This is a genomic window from Salinisphaera sp. RV14 (assembly GCF_052044135.1).
In the GTDB taxonomy this organism is placed as follows: domain Bacteria; phylum Pseudomonadota; class Gammaproteobacteria; order Nevskiales; family Salinisphaeraceae; genus Salinisphaera.
Genome location: NZ_JBQDYF010000020.1, coordinates 33,757 through 55,280, shown reverse-complemented (window position 1 = coordinate 55,280; position 21,524 = coordinate 33,757). Strand labels below are relative to the sequence as shown.

Genomic DNA, 21,524 nt, shown 5'->3' with positions numbered 1-21,524 from the left:
GTCAATCCCGCGAGTCGGCCTCGGGCTTGTGCTGCTTAGAATCCCGCTCGGTCCGCTCCAGGTCTTGCACGGCCTCAACCTCCTCGCGCCCGAGCTGCTCGTAGAGTTGATGGACGCGCTTGATCTGCTGTGGCGTCGGCTCGGGCGGTGCTTCCGCCGCCGGCATCGTCGCCGCAGCAGCCGGTTCTGCTGGGACATGGGTGTCGGGGCTATCGCTTGGGTCGGCCGCTTCGGGCTGGGGCCGCGGAGCGACCTTTGTTTCGGGCTCTGGCGGCGCGGCGGCTTCGGCAGTCGGCGCGGGATCTGCCTTGTCGGCATCGGGCGCGGCCGCGGGATCGGCGGGCGCTTCGGGCGCCGCCTTGGGCGGCAACTCCGCTGCGGGCTTGGCATCGGCCGCTGCGGGTGCGCCGTCCCCGGCGGTCGGCGCGGGATCTGCCTTGCCGGCATCGGGAGTGGCCGCGGGGTCGGCGGGCGCTGCGGGGGCCGCCTTGGCCTGCGGCTCCGCCGCGGGCTTGGCATCGGCCGCTGGGCGTACGACGTCCGCGGCGGTCGGTGCGGCGTTTGCCTTGCCGGGATCAGACGTGGCTCCGGCCTGGGCGTTGGCTGCGGGCGGCGCCTTGGGCTGCGGCTCTGCCGCCGGCTTGGCATCGGCCTCCGGGGCGCCAGCGGCCTTCGCCGGGGGTTGGGCTGCAGGTTCGGGATCAGGCTTGCCTTTTGCCGCCGTCGCAGCGGGCTTGGGTATGAGCTTTGCTGCAGCCTTGTCTGGATCTAGCAAGCGATAGGCCAGCAGCTTTACCGGGTCCGTGATGAAGAACCACAGCAAAGCATAGCCCCAGACGAAGGCTGCCCACCCCCACCCCAGCGGGGTCATCAGGAGGCCGTAAACGGCGATCAGGGTCGCCACGATCTGGGTGCCCAGCACGGCCATCCACAATATCCGGGCCGGTCGGATCGACCAGAACGGGCCGCGTGTGCGGGTCTGGAAGATGGTCAGATGGCCGGCCACCGACAGCATCAGGTACATCATCGGCTGCAGATGCGAATGATCGAGATGAAACACGCGGTCGCCGAGAAAGAACAAACCGAAGGCAGCGATGGGTCCGACCAGACCCAGCACCGTGGCAATACCCAGCACCAGGCGCATGTTCCAGGCTTCGGGCTGGTTTTTGTAACGCACATTGTCGTAGGCAATCGACAGAATCGCGCCGTCGTTGAGAAGCGCCAGCATCACGATCATCACCGCGGTCAGCGGATAGAAGTTGAAGACCAGAATCGCCAGGGTCATGAACAGCAATACGCGCAGCGTTTCGGCGATGCGATAGATCGCATAGCTGTTCATGCGCTGGAAGATCTTGCGGCTCTCCTTGATGGCGTCGATGATGACCGACAGGCCGGGCGTGGTGAGCACGATGGCCGCGGCTGCATTGGCGGCGTCGGTGGCCCCGGCCACGGCGATGCCGCAGTCGGCCTTCTTGAGCGCCGGCGCGTCATTGACGCCGTCGCCGGTCATGCCGACCATGTGGCCGTGCTGCTGGAGTACGTCGACGATATGAAACTTGTGCTCGGGGAACACCTGGGCAAAGCCGTCGGCGTTCTCTATGTCCGCAACGACCGCATCACTTTCTTCCTTCTCGACGTCGCCGAGGCTGCTGGCGTCGAGAATGTTCGCGCCTAGTCCGAGCTTCTTCGCGGTCTCCACGGCGATGGCGAGCGCATCGCCGGTGACCATCTTGATCGTCACGCCCATAGCGCGCGCTGCATCGATGGTGGTCTTGGCGTCTTCGCGCGGCGGATCGAACAGCGGCAGCACACCCAGAAATTGCCAGTCTCCGTCGCCGTCGGCCCGGGCCACGCCCAGAGACCGAAAGCCACGCGCGGCAAACGCGTTAACCGCCTGGTCGACTGCGGATTTCACCTCGGCAGCGTCGGCGGCCAGCGCGAGGATCACCTGTGGCGCGCCCTTGGTCACCTTGAACGTCTTGCCGCCCTTATCCTTGACCGTCGCCTCGGTCCGTTTGTGGACCGGGTCGAACGGTTGGAAGTGCTGGACATCGTAGGTCTTGAGCTCGGTATCGTCGGTCACGCCGCCCAGCACCGCGAGGTCGATGGTGTCCTTGTTGTCGGCGCGCGAGCACAGCGCGGCGCTGAGGATCACCTGCGACGGATCGACGCCCTCGACCCCGAAGGGCTCGCCCAGCGTCAGCTTGTTCTGGGTCAGCGTGCCGGTCTTGTCGGCACACAACACATCGACCCCGGCCAGTTCCTCGATTGCCACCAGCTTGCTGACGATGGCCTGTTTCTTCGACAACAGGCGCGCGCCTACCGCCATGGTCACCGACAGCACTGTCGGCATCGCCACCGGAATCGCCGCCACTGTCAGCACCAGGGCGAATTGCAAGGTGGTGAGGATCGGATCGCCGCGATAGATCCCCGCACCGATGATCACTGCCACCAGAACCATGGCGAGAATGATCAGGTAGTTGCCGATCTTCAGCACGGCTTTCTGGAAGTGGCTGACGGTCTGCTCGCCCCCCACCAGTTGCGCCGTTTTACCGAAATAGGTCTTGGCCCCCGTGGCGTACACCATCGCGCCCGCCTCACCCTGGCGAATGATCGAGCCGGAAAACACCGCATCGCCCACCTTGCATGTGGCCGGCAAGGACTCGCCGGTCAGCGCCGACTGGTCGACTTCCACCGGGTCGCCGTCGAGCAGACGGGCATCGGCCGGCACGATATCGCCCAGACGCAGCCGGATCATGTCTCCCGGCACCAGCTCACGCGCGGGCGGTGTGACCCATTGGCCATCACGCAAAACCCTTGCTTTGATCGCCAAATTTGCCTTGAGTGCATCGATGGCGTTGCCGGCCTGGCGCTCTTCCCAGAATCCAACCACCGCATTGGCGACCAGCAACAGCAGGATGATGAAAAAATCCGGCCAGTGCTGGACCACACCTGACAGGATCACCGCGACTTCGATCATCCACGGGATCGGGCCCCAGAAATAGCTCAGGAACTTGAGCCAGGCACTGGTCTTTTTCTCGGTGATCTCGTTGGGGCCATACTGGCCCAGCCGCTTTTCCGCTTCGGCCTGGGTGAGGCCGTCCGGCGAGGCGTCCAGCTTCTTCTGAAGATCGGGCAGCGGCAGCGTTTTCAGATCGTCCCCGGCATCGGGTGCCGCGTCCGTTTTTTCCGCATCAGTTGCGACGGCCTCAGTTTTGGCAGTCATGCCGGGCTCCCCCACTGCCAGTCGCGGACCTGGGGCATATCCTGACCGTGCTTGTGGATGTAGTGCTTGTGCTCGATCAGCGTGTCGCGCATCTGCTGTTTCAGATAGGCGCCCCTGGAGCCCAGATGCGGCAGGCGATCGACCACGTCCTGCACCAGATTGAAACGATCCAGTTCGTTCTGTACCCGAATGTCGAAGGCGGTGGTGATGGTGCCCTCTTCCTTGTAACCGCGGACATGCAGATTACGGTTGCGCCGTCGATAGGTCAGCCGGTGGATCAGCCACGGATAGCCGTGGAAAGCGAAGATGATGTGTTTGTCGGTGGTGAACAGCGAATCGTAGTCGGCATCGCTCAGGCCGTGCGGATGTTCTGAGGCCGACTGCAGTTTCATCAAATCGACCACGTTGACCACGCGGATCTTCAGCTCCGGGAGATGCGCACGTAGAATGGAGACCGCTGCCAAGACTTCCAGCGTCGGCGTATCACCACAGCAGGCCATGACCACGTCGGGCTCGCTGTCCTGGTCGTTGCTGGCCCAAGGCCAGATGCCGATGCCCTGGGTGCAGTGCACAACCGCCTGTTCCATGGTCAGCCACTGCGGCATGGCGTGCTTGCCGGCCACCACGACGTTGACGTAATGGCGGCTACGCAGGCAGTGGTCGAACACCGACAGCAGGCAGTTGGCATCGGGCGGGAGATACGCGCGGACGATATCGGCCTTCTTGTTGATCACATGATCGAGAAAGCCCGGATCCTGATGGGTGAAACCGTTATGATCCTGCTGCCAGACGTGCGAGGCCAGCAGATAGTTGAGCGAGGCGATCGGCCGGCGCCACGGCAGCTCTCGCGTGACCTTCAGCCATTTGGCGTGCTGGCTGAACATCGAGTCCACGATGCGGATGAACGCTTCGTAGCTGTTGAACATGCCATGGCGACCGGTCAGCAGATAGCCCTCCAGCCAGCCCTGGCACTGATGCTCGCTAAGCATGGAATCGAGCACGCCGCCGTTAGGGGCGAGGAATTCATCGTTCGCCTCGCGGGTGGTATCCCACTGCCGATTAGTAGACTCGAATACGGCATCCAGCTTGTTGGATAGGGTCTCGTCCGGGCCGAAGACCCGAAAATGGCGGCGATCGTCGTTCAGCCGGACCACATCGCGCAGGAAACCGCCCAATATGAATGTGTCCTTGGCTTCGACAGCCCCCGGCGCGGGCACGTCCACGGCATGGTCGTGGAAGTCAGGCATGCGCAGGTCGCGCAACAGCAGTCCGCCGTTGGCATGCGGATTGGCGCCCATGCGGCGCTCGCCGGTGGGCGCCAGTTCGGCCAGTTCGGGCATCAAGCGGCCGTTATCGTCGAACAGCTCTTCCGGCCGATAGCTTTTCATCCAGGCTTCGAGTTGGGCAACGTGATCCGGATGGGCCGCGTCTACCAGAATCGGCACTTGATGTGACCGGAACGTCCCCTCGTTCGGCAGTCCGTCGACCTCTTTCGGCCCGGTCCAGCCCTTCGGCGACCGCAGCACGATCATAGGCCAGCGTGGTCGGCGGCCCGCGCCCGACTCGCGCGCCTGCTCGCGGATGACCTGGAGATCGGCGACGACCTGATCCATCGCAGCCGCCATCTGCTGGTGCATGGTCGCCGGGTCGTCGCCCTCGACGAAATATGGCGTCCAGCCACAACCACGGAAGAACTGTTCCAGCTCGTCGTGGTCGATGCGCGCCAGCAGCGTCGGGTTGCTGATCTTGTAGCCATTGAGATGCAGAATCGGCAGCACCACGCCATCGCTGATCGGGTTGAGCATCTTGTTGGACTGCCAGGCGGTCGCCAGCGGGCCGGTTTCGGCCTCGCCGTCGCCGACCACGCAGGCCACGATCAGGGCGGGATTGTCGAACACCGCGCCGAAGGCATGGCTGAGCGAGTAGCCCAGCTCCCCGCCTTCGTGGATCGAACCGGGCGTGGTCGGCGCCACGTGGCTAGAGATCCCGCCGGGCCAGGAGAACTCGGTAAACAAGCGCTTCAAGCCGGCTTCGTCCCGGGTGACATCCGGATAGACCTCGCTCCAGGTACCTTCGAGATAGACGTTCCCGACAATCGCCGGCCCGCCATGACCGGGCCCGGCGACGTAAATCATGTCCAGGTCGTATTGCTTGATGATCCGGTTCAGATGCACGTAGATGAAGTTCTGGCCCGGCGTGGTGCCCCAATGGCCGACCACCAGCGGCTTGACGTGGTCCAGTGACAACGGCGCCTTGAGCAACGGGTTGTCGTAGAGATAGATCTGGCCCACCGATAAATAGTTGGCAGCACGCCAATAGGCGTCCATTCGCCGAAGCATTTCCGGTATCAGTGTGGTTGGCTTGGCCTTCATGACTCATGATCTCTCGCGTGAACAGCGTTTGCGCTGTGCCGAGCGACAGCGCTCACACAGACGCGGCTCCAGTGGCGCCTGATTCGGGCGCGAAGGAGAAGCGATAGCCCGGTTCTGCCTGGCCACATCGTCATATCTTTGCTGGGCTCGGCCGCGGCCCGTCTGTGCGCTGGAACACGCATACAGGACCCAACCCCATGCCCTCCGCTACAAACGGATATCCGTTCGGGTTAACCCACGCTAATGCCGCCATTTCTGAAAACACTCCAACTGGCGATCGGGGCGATGGGTGACCGCTAAAGTCGCGAGCGCCGCAAGCGCAGCGCATTCGTGATCACGGACACCGAAGAAAAACTCATGGCTGCCGCCGCCACCATGGGCGATAACAGGACGCCGAACAGCGGATACAACACACCGGCGGCGACCGGTACGCCGGCGCCGTTGTAGATGAAGGCGAAAAACAGGTTCTGCCGAATATTGCGCATGCTCTGTTCGGATAATCGGCGCGCCTTGGCGATACCGCGCAGGTCACCCTTGACCAGGGCGATACGGGCGGACTCCATGGCCACGTCGGTCCCGGTGCCCATGGCGATACCAACATTGGCTTTCGCGAGCGCCGGCGCATCGTTGATCCCATCGCCGGCCATGGCCACCTTGTGGCCCTCGCGCTGCAGCTTCTCGACCAGCGCATGCTTGTCTTCGGGCAGCGCTCCGGCGTGGACCTCGTCGATAGCCAGCTGTCGGGCCACGGACCGCGCCGTGTTTTCGTTATCCCCGGTGAGCATGATTATCCGCAGGCCAGCCTCGTGCAGGATGCGGACGGCTTCCGGCGTGGTCTTCTTGACCGGGTCCGCGACCGCGATCAGGCCCGCGATCCGGCCGTCCACAGCGCTCAGCATGACCGTCTCGCCCTCGTCGCGCCGCTTGTCTGCGGCGGCCTCCAGCGCACTGGGGTCGACATTGTTGTCGGTCATCAGTCGGCTGTTGCCAACGAGCACAAGGCGGCCGTCGATCTTGCCGCGCACGCCCTGACCGGTGATCGACTCGAAGTCGCTGACCGCAACCGGCTTCACGCCTCTGTCGGCTGCTCCCTCCACGATCGAGCGCGCCAACGGATGTTCGCTGGCGTTTTCCAGCGAAGCCACCAGGCGGACCAGCTCGGACTCATCGAATCCGCCCGCGGTTTCGACGGCGACAAGTACCGGCCGGCCCTCGGTCAGGGTGCCGGTCTTGTCGACCAGCAGCACATCCACCTGCTCCATGAGCTCGAGTGCTTCGGCATCCCGAATGAGGATGCCCTCGCGCGCCCCGCGGCCGACGCCGACCATCACCGACATGGGCGTGGCCAGACCCAGCGCGCAGGGGCAGGCAACGATCAGCACCGAAATGGCCGCCACCAGAGCGTAAGCCAGGCTTGGCGCCGGCCCCACCAGCGCCCAGACGACGAACGCGACAACAGCGCTGCCCACGACGGCGGGCACGAAGAGGCCAGCGACCTTGTCCGCAAGCCCCTGGATCGGCGCGCGCGAGCGTTGCGCCTGGGCAACCATGTCCACGATACGGGACAGCACGGTATCCTCGCCGACGCGGGCCACGTTCATCACGAAGCTGCCGGTCTGATTGACGGTGCCACCAGTGACCGCATCGCCCACGCTTTTTTCCTGCGGGATGGGCTCCCCGGTGATCATGGATTCGTCCAGGGTCGAGTGCCCCTCGAGGATCTCGCCGTCCACCGGCACTTTTTCGCCCGGGCGTACCCGCAGATGATCGCCTGCTTCCAGCGTATCCAGGGCGACCTCTTCGTCGTTGCCGTCGGCGTCGATCCGGTGCGCGCTGGGCGGCACCAGGTCCAGCAGGGATTTCAGTGCCTGCGAGGTCTCACCGCGGGCGCGGGCCTCCATGACCTGGCCCAGCAGGATCAGCGTAATGATCACCGCCGCCGCCTCGAAATAGATCGGCGCGTTACCGTGGCTCTTGAAAGCGGCCGGCAGCAGCTCGGGGGCCACCAGGGCGAAGACCGAAAAGCCGTAGGCCGCACCGACCCCGAGCATGATGAGCGTCCACATATTCGGACTGACATTGACGACGGATTTCCAGCCGCGCTTGAAAGCGAAGCCACCGCACCAGAGCACTACCGGCGTGGCCAGCGCGAACTGAATCCAGCCGAAGGCGGCACCCAACAGGTCGCGAATACCCAGGCCCGGCACCATCTCGCCCATGGCCAGCAGCAGCACCGCCGCGGAGAGCGGCACGCTTACCCAGAAGCGTCGGCGCATGGCCTTGAGTTCGGCGTCGTCTTCCGAGCCGCTGGACACGGTGATCGGTTCCAGTGTCATGCCGCACTTGGGGCAATCGCCGGGCGCGTCCTGGACGATCTCGGGATGCATGGGACACGTGTATTGTGTCTGCCGTCGCGGCGGCGCACTCGCCGCCAGCGCCATCCCGCATTTCGGGCAATCGCCAGGTTGGTCCTGCTCGACCTCCGGATGCATGGGACAGGTGTAGACGGCGCTTGCGCGTGACGTGCCCGGGTGGGGCAGCGAATCGGTTTGATTCCGGACTTGCAGCTGAGTCATCGCATGTGCCTTCGGCGTGTTATGGATTGGATTTTTCCGGGATATCACGACGAACCTGCACAACCAGACCGTGACGTCCAATCACTATGATGTTGTCTCCGCTATGTAATATTTCGTCCGAGGTGGCTTTCCAGAGTTCATCATGGATTCGCACCATCAGAGAGCCACCCTCACCGTGTTTGACCGAGCCATGACGGCTTACGATCAACTTCGGACCGGACCTCCCGTGCCGCCGCATGGGACGCAGCACGCTCCAATAAAGCCAGAGCGATACGGCCAATGCGATCAGATAAAGAGGTATTGCCCAGACGAGCGGGAGCAGCCAGAACACCGACAGTGTCAGCAAAGGCAGAAACAGGATGATGTGAAAAATGGGTCATCACCGGTGGCTCGGGCGCGGTATGCAAGCCGTTGCGATCTTTCAAGTTATCAATCGGATAAGTGCTTCTTCTTATCCTGAAACTCCTCCTTGTCGATCTCCCCCCGCGCAAAGCGCTCCTTCAGAATCTCGAGCGCCTTATTCTTCTGCGGACCCGCGTCCAGGTGAGTCTGGTGCGCGCCCATCCCGGTCAGCCAGCGGACCGCTACCACCACCAGTACGATGACGGCGCCGAAGAAGATAATCATCATCAGAGGGGCAAAGAACATCCCGATCCAGCCTCCATTCCACATCATGCCCGGGCCGTAATAGCCATTCCCGGTTTGGGCCCAGGCCGGTGTGGCCACAGCCGTAGCAGCGACCAACAGGGTCGACGGCAGTTTCCTGATTCCACCCATGGCAGCACTCCAACAAGGTTCCTGGATGACATGGGGTGATCAGACCATGGCTGCCGAGCCTAGACCGTGATCTGCGTCAATAAATGAGCGGCGTGCGCGGTATTTCGACACGCCTGGTTGTTCCGATCCCCCAGCCAGTCGCCAATAATCGTCGAAGACAACGGCTGGTGCGTTGGCAGCGGTCAATACGGCATTCGTCAGGCGTGTCGAGAATGATTCCCGGACTGCACGCATCGCACGTTAGCCGGGATCATCCCCTCTCTGTTGGATCAGTCGCTGGGCTCCACGTCGTCGGCACAGAATGCGTACCGTATGAACCGCGATTAACGGCGACCAACCGGAGGGCACGCGCCACCACCGCCTCGATCGTGAAGCCGTACTCGGGCAGCAGAATGTCGGCAGGCGCCGATGCGCCGAAGCTGTCGATACCCAGCACATCGCCGCGATCGCCCACATAACGGTGCCAGCCCTGCGTCGCGCCGAGTTCCACCGCCAGGCGGGCCGATACCGCAGGCGGCAATATCTCCTCGCGATACGTCAGCGACTGGGCATCGAACAAATCCCAACTCGGCATCGATACGCAGCGCACAGCGACACCTTGGCTCTGGAGGACCTCGGCTGCCGCCAGAATCAGCCCGACTTCAGAACCACTAGCCATTAGAATCAGCGCCGGCAGCTCGTTGTCCGCGGCGGCGTCGGGCGTTGGCGGTAACAGGCTGTAGGCGCCACGGCGCAGGCCCTCGGCGCTGGCGTATCGAGTGCGATCGAGCGTCGGCAGGTTCTGCCGTGTCAGCACGAGCAGCACCGGTCGATCACGAGTTTGCACGGCGACTCGCCACGCAACGGCGGTCTCGTTGGCATCGGCGGGCCGGATCACGCTGAGATGGGGAATGGCCCGCAGGCTCGCCAGCTGCTCCACGGGTTGGTGCGTTGGCCCGTCTTCGCCCACCGCGATGCTGTCGTGCGTGAACACGTGAATCACGTGCAGCCCCATCAGCGCCGCCAGCCGGATCGCCGGGCGCATGTAGTCGGAAAAGATCAGAAAGGTCGAGCCATAGGGCAGGAAACCGCCATGGGCCGCTAAGCCGTTCACGATCGCGCCCATGGCATGTTCGCGCACGCCGAAATGCAGGTTTCGCCCGGCACGGCTCCAGCCGCCGCCGTCGCTGCCCTGGGTGTCGACGGCGGCCATCTCGGCCGGTTCAAAGTCGCCCAACGCCTTGAGCTCGGTATGGGTGGACGGGTCGAGATCGGCCGAGCCGCCTATCAATGTCGGCAAGCGCGGCGCGATGGCGTTCATCACAGTGCCGCCGGCTACGCGCGTCGCCATGCCCCTGGCATCGGCCGGGAAGACCGGCATATCTGTATCCCAGCCCGGCGGCAGATCGCCGCACAGCCGCCCTTCGAGTTCCGCGGCCAGTTCCGGAAAAGCGCGCTCATAGGCGCTCATGCGCGCGGTCCAATCCGCCTCGGCCTGCGCTCCACGTTCACACGCCTGTCGAAAGAACGCCAGCGCCGAGGCGGGCACGAGAAACGGCGGATCGACCGGCCAGCCCAGCGTCTCCTTGGTCTGTTTCACGTCCGCCACGCCCAATGGCGAGCCATGTGCCTTGTAGCTGTCCTGCTCGGGCGAACCGAAGCCGATATGCGTCCGCACGAGAATCAGCGTCGGCCGGTCGGTATCGGCGCGGGCCGCCTCCAACGCGGCACCGATAGCGGCTACATCGTTACCGTCGGCCACGGTCAGCGTCTGCCAACCATAGGCCGCAAAACGTTGCGCGCGGTCTTCCGAGAAGGTGATATCGATGCCGGCCGACAGCGTGACCCGGTTGTCGTCGTAGAGACAGACCAGCTTGCCGAGCCGCAGGTGCCCCGCCAGCGAGGCCGCCTCCGAGGCAATGCCTTCCATGAGATCGCCATCGCTGACGATGGCCCAGGTGCGATGATCGATCGGCACATGGCCATCGCGGTTGTAGCGCGCGGCAAGATGCGCTTCGCCGATGGCCATGCCAACCGCGTTCGCCAGGCCCTGGCCCAATGGGCCCGTGGTGATTTCGACGCCCGGCGTATGCCCGCGCTCCGGGTGACCCGGGGTCTGGCTGCCCCATTTGCGGAAGTGCTTGAGATCATCCAACGACAGGCCATAGCCGGTCACATACAACAGGCTGTAAAGCAACGCCGAACCGTGCCCGGCCGACAACACGAAGCGGTCACGGTCGGCCCAGTTCGGGTTGTCCGGGTGGTGCTTCAGTTGCTGCGTCCACAGCGTATAAGCCATGGCCGCGGCCCCCAGCGGCAAGCCGGGGTGGCCGCTGTTGGCCTTCTGCACCATGTCGACCGCGAGGAAGCGCAGTGTATTGATGCATTCCAATTCAAGCGAATGGGACATGAAGCCACCTCTGGCATGACTCGATCAGGGCGCGTCGTTGACGCACATCGACGTAGAGCATCGGTCGAACGTCGGCCTTCACTCGCGTCACGGAAACATACAAACCATGCCTGCGCTGGCCACTCGCTGCGTGCTACAGGCGAAAGCATGGCGGTCCACGGAACGGCGCCACCTGCGCATTACCCCACCGATTGTCGACCGTTCCAGAGGCTCTCCCCTTTCGCGACGGCACGCTAACCGCAGATCCGAAAACAACCGTATCCATGGCCGAACTCTGGGCCCGGTCCGCCACTGCGTCCGTCTGCCAGCGCACAGACGCACGGCCGCCGCGAAGGCATCTTTATGTCCGGATACTCCGCGAATCGTTTCAGTCATGCCCGACATTCAGTTGCTGTCGAACGGTGCCTACCACGTGATGATCTCGGCGGCCGGCGGTGGCTACAGCCGTTGGCAGGGGCTCGCGCTCGTCCGCTGGCGTGAAGACGCAACGCTCGATTCCTGGGGAACCTTCTGTTATCTGCGCGACGAAACGCGCGAGGCGAGCTGGTCGACTACATTACAGCCGTCGCGGCAGCCCCCCGAAGTCTACTCATATGACTTTGCGGCCGGTCGCGCGACATTTCGACGTTTCGACCACGACATCGAGGCGCGCACGGAGATCGCCGTGGCAGTGGATGCCGACGTCGAGCTTCGCCGTCTCGTCGTCACCAATCATTCCGACCAAAAAAGAACCCTCAGCGCGACCAGCTATGCCGAGATCGTTCTGGCCCCTGCGGCCACCGACTCGGCACACCCGGCCTTCAGCAAATTATTTATCCAGACCCAGATCGAGCCGGACCTCCAAGCCATTCTGGCGACCCGGCGCCCGAGCACGCCTGACGATCCCACGCCATGGCTGTTTCATCTGGCTAGGGTCCGCACTGGCGACGCCAGTCCAGTTTCCTATGAGACCGACCGCAAACGCTTTATCGGTCGCGGGCGCAGCAGCGCCGATCCGCTGGCGCTGGATACAAGCGCGCCGCTCTCGGGCAGCGCAGGCCCGGTGCTCGACGCCATCGCGGCCATCCGGGTCCCATTCGTTCTCGATCCGGGGGCATCGGTCACAATCGACTGGATCACGGGCATCGCGGCGACGCATGAGGCCTGTGTAAAGCTGGCGCGCACGGTCTGCGACGGACGCGTCAGCGCCGGCATTCTCGAACAGACCAACACCTATCAAGCAACCACGCTGCAGGCATTGCAGGCAAGCAACGCCGATGCGCTGGTCTATGCGCGAATGGCGGCGGCCATCCTTTATATGGACGGCTCGTTGCGTGCCGATGCGAACGTCATCGCGCAGAACCGCCGCGGCCAATCGGATCTCTGGAAATTCGGCATCTCCGGCGATGTCGCCATCGTGTTGCTGCGCCTGACCGACCGGGACCGACTCGACCTCACGCGGCAACTGATTCAAGCCCACGCGTACTGGCAAGCGCATGGTCTTGCAAGTGAACTGGCCATTCTCTGCGCGGCAGGTACCGACCACCGCGATCCGACCCTCATCGGCCAGGTGCGCGCGTTAGTCGGTTCGAGCTCCGGTGCGGCATTACTCGACAAGCCCGACGGGATTTTCGTGCTCGACGACGCGCAGTTCGACGCCGACGATCGGATCCTGTTGCAAAGCGTCGCCCGCGTCGTGGTTCATGACACCGCCGGGTCGCTGACTGAACAGGTCATGCGGCGGGCGGCTCCAACGGATGCCGCGAGCCCGGAACCGCCCGGGCGCTCAACGCCGACTGCCGTTGCTGACCGTGCCATAAACAGCGACAAACCATTTAAAAGCGGTTTCACGCCCGATGCGCATGAGTACGTCATCATGGCATCGACGGCGCAGATGACGCCTGCGCCCTGGGTCAACGTGATCGCGAATCCGGACTTCGGCACCCTGGTGTCGGAAAGTGGCAGCGCAACCACCTGGAGCGAAAACGCGCACGAGTTTCGCCTGACGCCCTGGTCGAACGACCCGGTCGGCGACGCCAATACCGAAGCTTTTTACATCCGCGACGAGGGCAGCGGCCACTTCTGGTCCCCCAGCCTGCTGCCCACCCCGGGCGCCAGTCCATACGTCACGCGCCACGGCTTCGGCTACAGCGTGTTCGAACACACCGAGGACGGGATCGAATCCGAACTGTCGATCCACGTAGTCATCGATGCGCCGATCAAGTTCTCGGTACTGACCCTGCGCAACCACTCGGACCAAGCTCGCCGACTCTCGGTGACGGGCTATCTCGACTGGGTGCTCGGCGACGAACGCGCGAAGACGCTGATGCACATGGTCACTGAATTCGACCAGGCAGCCGGCGCTCTGTTCGCCCGCAATGCCTACAACACGGACTTCGCCGAGCGCACGGCTTTCTTCACCGTCGACGCGCCTGACGCCGACGGCACTGTAGAAGCCTGCGCCGACCGCGGTGACTTCCTTGGCGCCGGCGGTTCCCTGGCCGCACCTGCCGCGATCGCCCGGGCGCGGTTATCCGGCCGCGTCGGCGCAGCACTCGATCCCTGCGCCGCGCTACGCGTCGTATTCGACCTGGCCCCCGGGCAGGAACGGGTGGTCGTCTTCCGGCTCGGTGCCGGCAAGACACCAACCGAGGCACACGAACGGGTCCATGCATCCCGCGGCGATGCGGCGGCACAGGAGACGCTCGAGGCGGTGCAGGCCTATTGGCAGCGCACGCTGGGCGCGGTCCAGGTACAGACGCCGGACCGGGAACTGAATGCCCTGGCCAATGGCTGGCTGCTGTACCAGGTCATCGCCTCGCGCCTCTGGGGTCGCACCGGGTTCTACCAATCCAGCGGCGCGTTCGGTTTTCGCGATCAATTGCAGGATGTGATGGCGCTGGTCCACGCCGCGCCGGGCCTGGTACGCGAGCACCTGCTGCGCGCCGCCTCACGTCAGTTCGTGGAAGGCGACGCCCAGCATTGGTGGCACCCGCCCAACGGCAAGGGCGTGCGTACGCATTGTGCGGACGATTTTCTGTGGCTGCCGCTGGCGATCTGCCGCTACGTCGAGACCACCGGCGACGACGGCGTGCTGGACGAATCCTGCCCATTTCTTGAAAGCCGCCCCTTGCATGCAGGCGAAGCATCGAACTACGAAAACCCCCGCTCGTCTGCGGACACTGCGAGCCTGTATGAACACGCTGTACGCGCGATCCGCCACGGCCTGTCCTACGGCCGCCACGGCCTGCCGCTCATGGGGTCGTGCGACTGGAACGACGGCATGAATCTCGTAGGCGCCGAGGGCAAGGGTGAAAGCGTCTGGATGGCCTTCTTCCTGATCACGGTGCTCACACGCTTCGCGCCGCTGGCCCGTGAGCACGCCGATTCCGTCTTCGCCGATCTGTGCGAACACGAAGCGCAACAACTGGGCGAACGGGTCAACGCCTGCGGCTGGGACGGCGGGTGGTATCGACGCGCGTGGTTTGACCACGGCACGGTGCTCGGATCGGCCGAGAACAGCGAATGCCGGATCGACTCGATCGCCCAGAGTTGGGCGGTCTTGTCCGGTGCCGCACCAACCGAAAGAGCGCAGGCCGCGATGGACGCTCTCGACCGGCACCTGGTGCATCGCGATACACGGCTCATTCAGTTGCTTGAGCCGCCCTTCGATACCTCGAAGCCATCGCCGGGTTATATCCAGGGCTATGTGCCCGGCGTGCGCGAAAACGGCGGTCAATATACCCATGCGGCAGTCTGGGCGGCCATGGCTTTCGCCGCGCTGGGCGATGCCGAGCGCGCCTGGGAACTGTTGACCTTGCTCAATCCACTGAGCCACGCCGAAAGCGCCGAGGCTGTGGCCACTTATCAGGTCGAACCCTACGTCGTGGCCGGCGATGTCTATGCCTTCGCGCCGCACGCCGGCCGCGGCGGCTGGACCTGGTACACCGGCTCGGCAGGCTGGTTGTATCAACTGATTACCGAGTCGCTCCTCGGCCTTAGACGGCGTCGAAATGAACTCACCGTCCGACCGCTGCTACCGAAAGACTGGGCCTCGTTCGGTCTGCAGTATCGCCTCGGCGCAACGTCATACGACATCGCATGCCAGGCGGGCGACTCGGCACTTTCGAGCACTACGCTCGATGGTATCGAAGCCCCGCACGGCACGCTCACGCTGACCGACGATGGCGAATCGCATTCGATCGTCGTGATCGTAGGCAGCAACCACGATCAGCAACAAATAAATCGGAGAGCGCCATGCAACTCGGAATGATCGGTCTGGGCCGGATGGGCGCGAGCATGGTTCGACGCCTGATGAACCAGGGGCATGCGTGCATCGTTCACGACACGCAACCCGAGGCGATGGCGCCGTTGTGCAAGCTCGGTGCGGTCGGCGCGACTTCGATGGCCGAACTGGTGCAGACCATGGACCCGCCGCGCGCGATCTGGTTGATGGTCCCGGCGGCGGTCGTCGACTCGGCGCTGGATGCTCTGACCATCCATCTGGAACCCGGCGACATCGTGATCGACGGGGGCAATTCCTACTACCGCGACGATATCGGCCGCGCGCAGAAGATGGCGGTCGCCGGCACGCATTATGTCGACGTCGGCACCAGCGGCGGCGTCGCCGGCGAGACGCGCGGCTACTGTCTGATGATCGGCGGCGAGAACGAGATCGTCGCCCACCTGGAACCGATCTTCTCCGCACTCGCCCCCGGGGTCGGCTCAGTCGCCCGCACCCGCGGACGCAGCGGTACGCCCGGGCCGGCCGAGCAGGGGTTTCTGCACTGCGGCCCGAGCGGCGCCGGTCATTTCGTGAAGATGGTGCACAACGGCATTGAATACGGCGTGATGGCGGCCTACGCCGAAGGGCTGGCTATTCTGCATCACGCCGATATCGGCAGGCACCCGCCCACAAGCGACGCCGAAACGGCGCCGCTGCGCGAGCCCGAGTTCTACCAATACCAGCTGGACCTGCCCAAGATCGCCGAAGTCTGGCGCCGCGGCAGCGTCATCGGCTCCTGGCTGCTCGACCTGACCGCCGATGCACTGTTGGACGATTCCCAGCTGTCCGGCTACGACGGCCGAGTCTCGGATTCCGGCGAAGGCCGCTGGACCATTCAGGCGGCGATCGACGAGGCGGTGCCCGCGCCGGTGCTCACCACTGCATTGTACGAACGTTTTGCCTCACGCGGCGAAGCCGACTTTGCCAATCGCTTGCTCTCTGCCATGCGCCACGAGTTCGGTGGCCATGTTGAGAAACCGCACGAGGAGTCGTCCGAATGAGTCCGGCCACGCTATCTCAGTCAACCGACGAAGCCGCGCATTCGGACGCGTTGGTAATTTTCGGCTTCAGCGGCGATCTAGCCAGCAAGAAGATCTTTCCGGCGCTCTACGCGATGGTCAGGAAAGGCACGCTCACCGTGCCGGTGATCGGCGTGGCTTGCTCGCCCTGGGACACCGACGAATGGCATCGCCATGTACGCGCCAGCGTGGAACAGGACGCCGCCATCGACGACGAGGCCGCCTTTGACCAGCTGATATCGCTGCTCGACTATGTCGCCGGCGACTACGCCGATGAGGGCACCTTCGCAGCGCTGAAGAAGGCGCTCGGCGCCGCCGAACGGCCAGCCCATTACCTGGCGATTCCGCCGGCCCTGTTTCCCACGGTGATCCGCAGTCTCGGTGCCGCCGGCCTGGCCGAGAACGCCCGCGTCATCGTAGAAAAGCCCTTCGGACGCGATGTGGCATCCGCACGCGAGCTCAACGCCATCGCCCGCTCGGTCTTCCCGGAAGACGCGATTTTTCGCATCGATCATTACCTCGGCAAGGATGCGATCATGAACATCCTCTACTTCCGCTTCGCCAATTCGTTCCTCGAGCCGATCTGGAACCGCAACTACGTAGCGAGCGTGCAGGTGACGCTGGCCGAAGCATTCGGGGTCGGCGAGCGCGGCGGCTTCTATGAAAGCGCCGGTTGCCTGCGTGACGTAGTCGAGAATCATCTGTTCCAGATCGTCGCCCTGCTGGCGATGGAACCGCCTGCCTTCCAGAGTTTCGCGGTCGTCCACAGCGCCAAGGCCAGCGTGCTTCGGGCCATGCAACCGCTGACGGCCGACGCCCTGGTACGCGGGCAGTACAACGGCTACCGGCAGGAGGCGAATGTGGCGCCCGACTCGGATGTCGAGACCTTCTGTGCGGCGCGCCTGTTCATCGATTCCTGGCGCTGGGGCGGGGTGCCCTGGTATCTGCGGGCCGGCAAGCGGCTGCCCACGACTGCCGTCGAAGTCCGGGTACAACTGCATGCCCCGCCGCAACATCTATTCGATGACGCCGACCCCGGCGCAGGACCTGCGAACTACCTGCGGTTCAAGCTGCAGCCGGCCTCGTCGATTGCCCTGGCCGCCCGGATCAAGCAGCCGGGCAAGGCATTCGTGGGTAACCAGCGTGAACTCTATCTGCACGAGGACAACCACCAGGCGGAAACACCCTACGAGCGGCTGCTCGGCGATGCGATGGCGGGCGACGGCGCGCTGTTCACGAGTCAGGACGCCGTCGAGGCGGCCTGGGCCGTGGTCGAGCCGGTGCTCGGCGAGCATGCCCCGGTAGTAGCCTACGCGCCGGGCAGCTGGGGACCGGCAGGCGCCGACACGCTGATCGCTGGCGATGGCACCTGGCACGATCCGCAGCCGGAGGAGCCGCCGTCATGACACCGGATTGGGTGTTCCTCCTCGATGTCGACAACACCCTGCTCGACACCGATCGCTTCGTCGCCGACCTGCACCACCGCCTCGAGCAGGCGTTCGGCGCTGACAGCGCGGCGTGCTACTGGAGCGCCTTCGAAGCATTGCGGGCCGAACTGGGCTATGCCGATTATCTCGGCGCCCTACAGCGCTACCGGGCCGACATCGAAACCGTGGGTCTCCAGGAGCAGCGCCTGCTGCAGCTGTCGAGCTTCCTGATCGACTACCCCTTCGCCGAGTGCCTGTTCCCGGGCGCGCTCGACCTCCTCCAGCGCCTGGCCGGGTTCGGACCGACCGTGATCCTGAGCGACGGCGATGTCGTGTTGCAGCCGCGCAAGATCCAGCGCTCGGGCCTGTGGGATGCGGTCGATGGCCGCGTGCTGATCTATGTTCACAAGGAACAGCGGCTTGCCGCGATCGAGGCCCGGTATCCGGCGGCGCGCTATGTCGTCGTCGACGACAAGTTGCGGTTGCTCACGGCCATCAAGCGGGTCTGGGGCGAACGGGTGATCACAATCTTCCCGCGCCAGGGCCACTATGCGCTCGACGCCACGTCCACCGACCGCTATCCGCCGCCCGACCACACGGTCGAGCACATCGGTGACCTGAATAATCTCGACATATCGCGCTGGCTCAACGTCGCCGACGCGGCCCACCCATGACGCCGGACGCACACCCATGAATCCCAATACAAAAGCACTCCACCAACTCGGCCAGAGCCTCTGGCTCGACAACATCACCCGCCGCCTGCTCGACGACGGCACACTGGCGTCCTACATCGCCGACCTGTCGGTGACCGGTCTGACCTCGAACCCGACGATCTTCGAGCACGCGATCGGCCACGGCAACGATTACGATACGGCGATCACCGAACTCGCCCGCGACCGTCACTCGACGATCGAGCAGATCTTCTTTGCGCTCGCGATAGACGACCTGCAACGCGCCGCTGATCTGCTGCGACCGGCCTTTGATGCCAGCGACGGTGTGGATGGCTGGGTCTCGCTGGAAGTCTCGCCGCTGCTGGCAGACGATGCGCCCAAGACCATCGAAGCGGCGGCCGACCTGCATGCAACGGCCGCACGCGAGAATCTATTCATCAAGATTCCCGGTACGGCAGCCGGCCTGGCGGCCATCGAGGCATCGATTTTCGCCGGCATCCCGGTCAACGTCACCCTGCTGTTCTCACGCGAACAGTATCTGGCGGCGGCCGATGCCTACCTGCGCGGCATCGAACGCCGTATCGAGGCCGGCCTGGATCCGAAAGTGGGGTCGGTGGCATCGCTGTTCATCAGCCGCTGGGATGTCGCCGCGAACAAGGAAGTTCCCAAGGTGCTTCACAACCGTCTGGGCATCGCCATCGCCGGTGTGACCTATCGTGCCTATCGCGACCTGCTGGCCTCGGACCGCTGGCAGGCCCTGGCCGACGCCGGCGCACAGCCGCAACGGCTGCTTTGGGCCAGCACCGGCACCAAGGACCCGGCCGAACCCGACACGCTCTATGTCGAGGCGCTCGCTGCCCCCGACACCATCAACACGATGCCGGAGAAAACACTGCATGCATACGCAGATCACGGCCGGGCGAGCGAGCCGTTAGCCGTCGACGGCGGCGCCGCCGACACCGCGCTGCAGACGTTTACGCAGGCCGGTATCGATACCGACGCCCTCGCCGCGCGGCTGCAGCGCGAAGGGGCCGAGTCCTTCTCGGCCTCGTGGCAAACCCTGCTGAAGCAGATCCAAGCCAAGTGCCCGCCGGTCGCCGAGGCCACCCCATGAGCAGCGCGACCCATCGACCCCACACCTCTTCGGACGCGCTGACCGCGCGTCCGGCATGGCAGGCCTTGGTCGCACATCATGACGATATGGGTCACACGCATCTGCGGGATCTGTTCCCGGGCGATGCCGAGCGCGGTACGACTTTCACGGCCGAAGCGGCCGGCTGGTTCCTTGACTACTCGAAGAACCGCGTGACCGCGCACACGCTCGAACTACTGATTGCGCTGGCGCAAGACCGCGGCCTGTGCGAGCGCAGGGACGCCATGTTCCGCGGCGAGGCAATCAACACCACCGAACAGCGCGCGGTGCTGCACGTGGCGTTGCGAGCACCGGCGAGCCAGAAGATCGTGGTCGACGGCCAGGATGTCGTCGCTGAAGTGCACACGGTGCTCGCCCGCATGACGCGGTTCGCCGAGGATGTACGCGGCGGGCGCTGGCTGGGCCATACCGGCAAACGGATCCGCAACGTCGTGAATATCGGTATCGGCGGTTCGGACCTCGGCCCGGTGATGGCCTTCGAGGCCCTGCGCCACTACAGCCGGCGCGACCTCACCGTGCGTTTCGTCTCGAATGTTGATGCGACCGATCTGGTCGAGACGCTGCGTGGCTTCGACGCCGCCGAAACCCTGTTCATCGTCTGTTCCAAGACCTTCACGACCCAGGAAACACTGACCAACGCGCATGCCGCACGCGACTGGTGTATCGCCCAGCTCGGCGATGACGCAGCCGTGGCACGACACTTCGTTGCGGTCTCCACCAACATCGAAGGCGTCACCGCGTTCGGCATCGCGGCCGACCAGATGTTCGGTTTCTGGGACTGGGTCGGCGGCCGCTACTCGATGGATTCGGCGATCGGGCTGGCCAACATGATTGCGATCGGCCCCGAGCACTTCCACGCCATGCTCGCCGGCTTCCACGCCATGGACGAGCATTTCCAGCACGCGCCGCTGGCGCAGAACCTGCCGGTGCTGATGGCGCTGCTGGCGATCTGGAACAACAATTTCCTGGGTGCGACCACCGTCGCGGTGCTGCCCTACGCGCAATACCTGACGCGTTTTCCGGCTTATCTGCAGCAGTTGACCATGGAGAGCAACGGCAAGCACATCACCCGCGCCGGCGCCCCGGTAGCAACTCAGACCGCGCCGATCCTCTGGGGCGAGCCCGGCACCAATGGCCAGCATTCGTTCTACCAGCTGATCCATCAGGGCACGCGGCTGGTGCCCTGCGATTTCATCGGCTTCTGCCAGAGCTTGAATCCGCTCGGCGGCCAGCATGACCTGCTGATGGCCAACCTGTTCGCGCAGAGCCAGGCGCTGGCGTTCGGCAAGACCGCCAGCGAAGTCGCGGCCGAAGGCATAGGGGCGGCGCTGGCACCCCATCGTGTCTTCGAGGGCAACCGCCCAAGCAACACCCTGCTGGCCGACCGGCTGACGCCGGCGACCCTGGGCTCGCTGGTCGCCCTCTACGAGCACAGCGTGTTCGTCCAGGGCGTGATCTGGGATATCGATTCGTTCGACCAGTGGGGCGTGGAACTGGGCAAGGCATTGGCCCAGCGACTGTTGCCGGAGCTCAAGCCCGACGGCGCCGTGCCGCGCACCCATGACAGCTCGACCAACGCGTTGATCGAGCGCTATCGCCGCAAGCGGGCCGACGATGCGGCCCGTTTGCCCACCGCTGCCATCTGAGGCG

Annotated in this window: 13 protein-coding genes; 6 read left to right on the top strand and 7 right to left on the bottom strand. The window is 64.5% G+C overall.

From position 1 onward, the window contains the following. Position 1: 1 nt before the first annotated feature. The 7 genes from ACS8Y6_RS15615 to tkt all read right to left on the bottom strand — a co-directional run bounded on the left by ACS8Y6_RS15615 (position 2) and on the right by tkt (position 11,340). The gene (locus ACS8Y6_RS15615) at positions 2 to 3,226 is read right to left on the bottom strand and encodes a plasma-membrane proton-efflux P-type ATPase (RefSeq protein ID WP_440855965.1); all 3,225 of its coding nucleotides are present in this window, start codon (positions 3,224 to 3,226) and stop codon (positions 2 to 4) included. Further along, positions 3,223 to 5,598 (bottom strand): phosphoketolase family protein, encoded by a 2,376-nt coding sequence (locus ACS8Y6_RS15610; protein ID WP_440850641.1) that lies wholly within the window; start codon positions 5,596 to 5,598, stop codon positions 3,223 to 3,225. Before ACS8Y6_RS15610 ends, ACS8Y6_RS15615 begins: the two co-directional genes overlap by 4 nt. Before the next feature lie 296 nt (positions 5,599 to 5,894). Then, positions 5,895 to 8,174, bottom strand: a complete 2,280-nt coding sequence (locus ACS8Y6_RS15605; protein ID WP_440850640.1) for a copper-transporting P-type ATPase — start codon at positions 8,172 to 8,174, stop codon at positions 5,895 to 5,897. Between the two features lie 19 nt (positions 8,175 to 8,193). Then, complete coding sequence (locus ACS8Y6_RS15600; RefSeq protein ID WP_440850665.1) at positions 8,194 to 8,331, bottom strand: NfeD family protein; 138 nt, start codon at positions 8,329 to 8,331, stop codon at positions 8,194 to 8,196. Positions 8,332 to 8,344: 13 nt separating this feature from the next. Beyond that, on the bottom strand, positions 8,345 to 8,599 hold the full coding sequence (locus tag ACS8Y6_RS15595) for a hypothetical protein (RefSeq protein ID WP_440850667.1): 255 nt from the start codon (positions 8,597 to 8,599) through the stop codon (positions 8,345 to 8,347). Positions 8,600 to 8,603: 4 nt separating this feature from the next. After that, positions 8,604 to 8,951 carry an SHOCT domain-containing protein gene (locus tag ACS8Y6_RS15590; protein WP_440850639.1) on the bottom strand — a complete coding sequence of 116 codons (348 nt, stop codon included), beginning with the start codon at positions 8,949 to 8,951 and terminating at the stop codon, positions 8,604 to 8,606. A gap of 250 nt (positions 8,952 to 9,201) precedes the next feature. Further along, complete coding sequence (tkt, locus tag ACS8Y6_RS15585) at positions 9,202 to 11,340, bottom strand: transketolase (protein WP_440850638.1); 2,139 nt, start codon at positions 11,338 to 11,340, stop codon at positions 9,202 to 9,204. Between the two features lie 106 nt (positions 11,341 to 11,446). Between tkt and ACS8Y6_RS15580 the strand changes: the two genes are divergently transcribed. The 6 genes from ACS8Y6_RS15580 to pgi are packed head-to-tail and all read left to right on the top strand — an operon-like array spanning position 11,447 to position 21,520. Then, complete coding sequence (locus ACS8Y6_RS15580) at positions 11,447 to 15,592, top strand: GH36-type glycosyl hydrolase domain-containing protein (protein ID WP_440855964.1); 4,146 nt, start codon at positions 11,447 to 11,449, stop codon at positions 15,590 to 15,592. Beyond that, positions 15,577 to 16,605 carry a phosphogluconate dehydrogenase (NAD(+)-dependent, decarboxylating) gene (gnd, locus tag ACS8Y6_RS15575; RefSeq protein WP_440850636.1) on the top strand — a complete coding sequence of 343 codons (1,029 nt, stop codon included), beginning with the start codon at positions 15,577 to 15,579 and terminating at the stop codon, positions 16,603 to 16,605. The genes ACS8Y6_RS15580 and gnd overlap by 16 nt, the downstream gene beginning before the upstream one ends. Next, positions 16,602 to 18,029 carry a glucose-6-phosphate dehydrogenase gene (gene zwf, locus ACS8Y6_RS15570; RefSeq protein WP_440850635.1) on the top strand — a complete coding sequence of 476 codons (1,428 nt, stop codon included), beginning with the start codon at positions 16,602 to 16,604 and terminating at the stop codon, positions 18,027 to 18,029. The genes gnd and zwf overlap by 4 nt, the downstream gene beginning before the upstream one ends. Next, positions 18,026 to 18,724 carry an HAD family hydrolase gene (locus ACS8Y6_RS15565; protein WP_440850634.1) on the top strand — a complete coding sequence of 233 codons (699 nt, stop codon included), beginning with the start codon at positions 18,026 to 18,028 and terminating at the stop codon, positions 18,722 to 18,724. Before zwf ends, ACS8Y6_RS15565 begins: the two co-directional genes overlap by 4 nt. 16 nt (positions 18,725 to 18,740) lie before the next feature. Beyond that, positions 18,741 to 19,835, top strand: a complete 1,095-nt coding sequence (gene tal, locus ACS8Y6_RS15560; RefSeq protein WP_440850633.1) for a transaldolase — start codon at positions 18,741 to 18,743, stop codon at positions 19,833 to 19,835. Beyond that, positions 19,832 to 21,520, top strand: a complete 1,689-nt coding sequence (pgi, locus tag ACS8Y6_RS15555; RefSeq protein ID WP_440850632.1) for a glucose-6-phosphate isomerase — start codon at positions 19,832 to 19,834, stop codon at positions 21,518 to 21,520. Before tal ends, pgi begins: the two co-directional genes overlap by 4 nt. Positions 21,521 to 21,524: the final 4 nt, after the last annotated feature.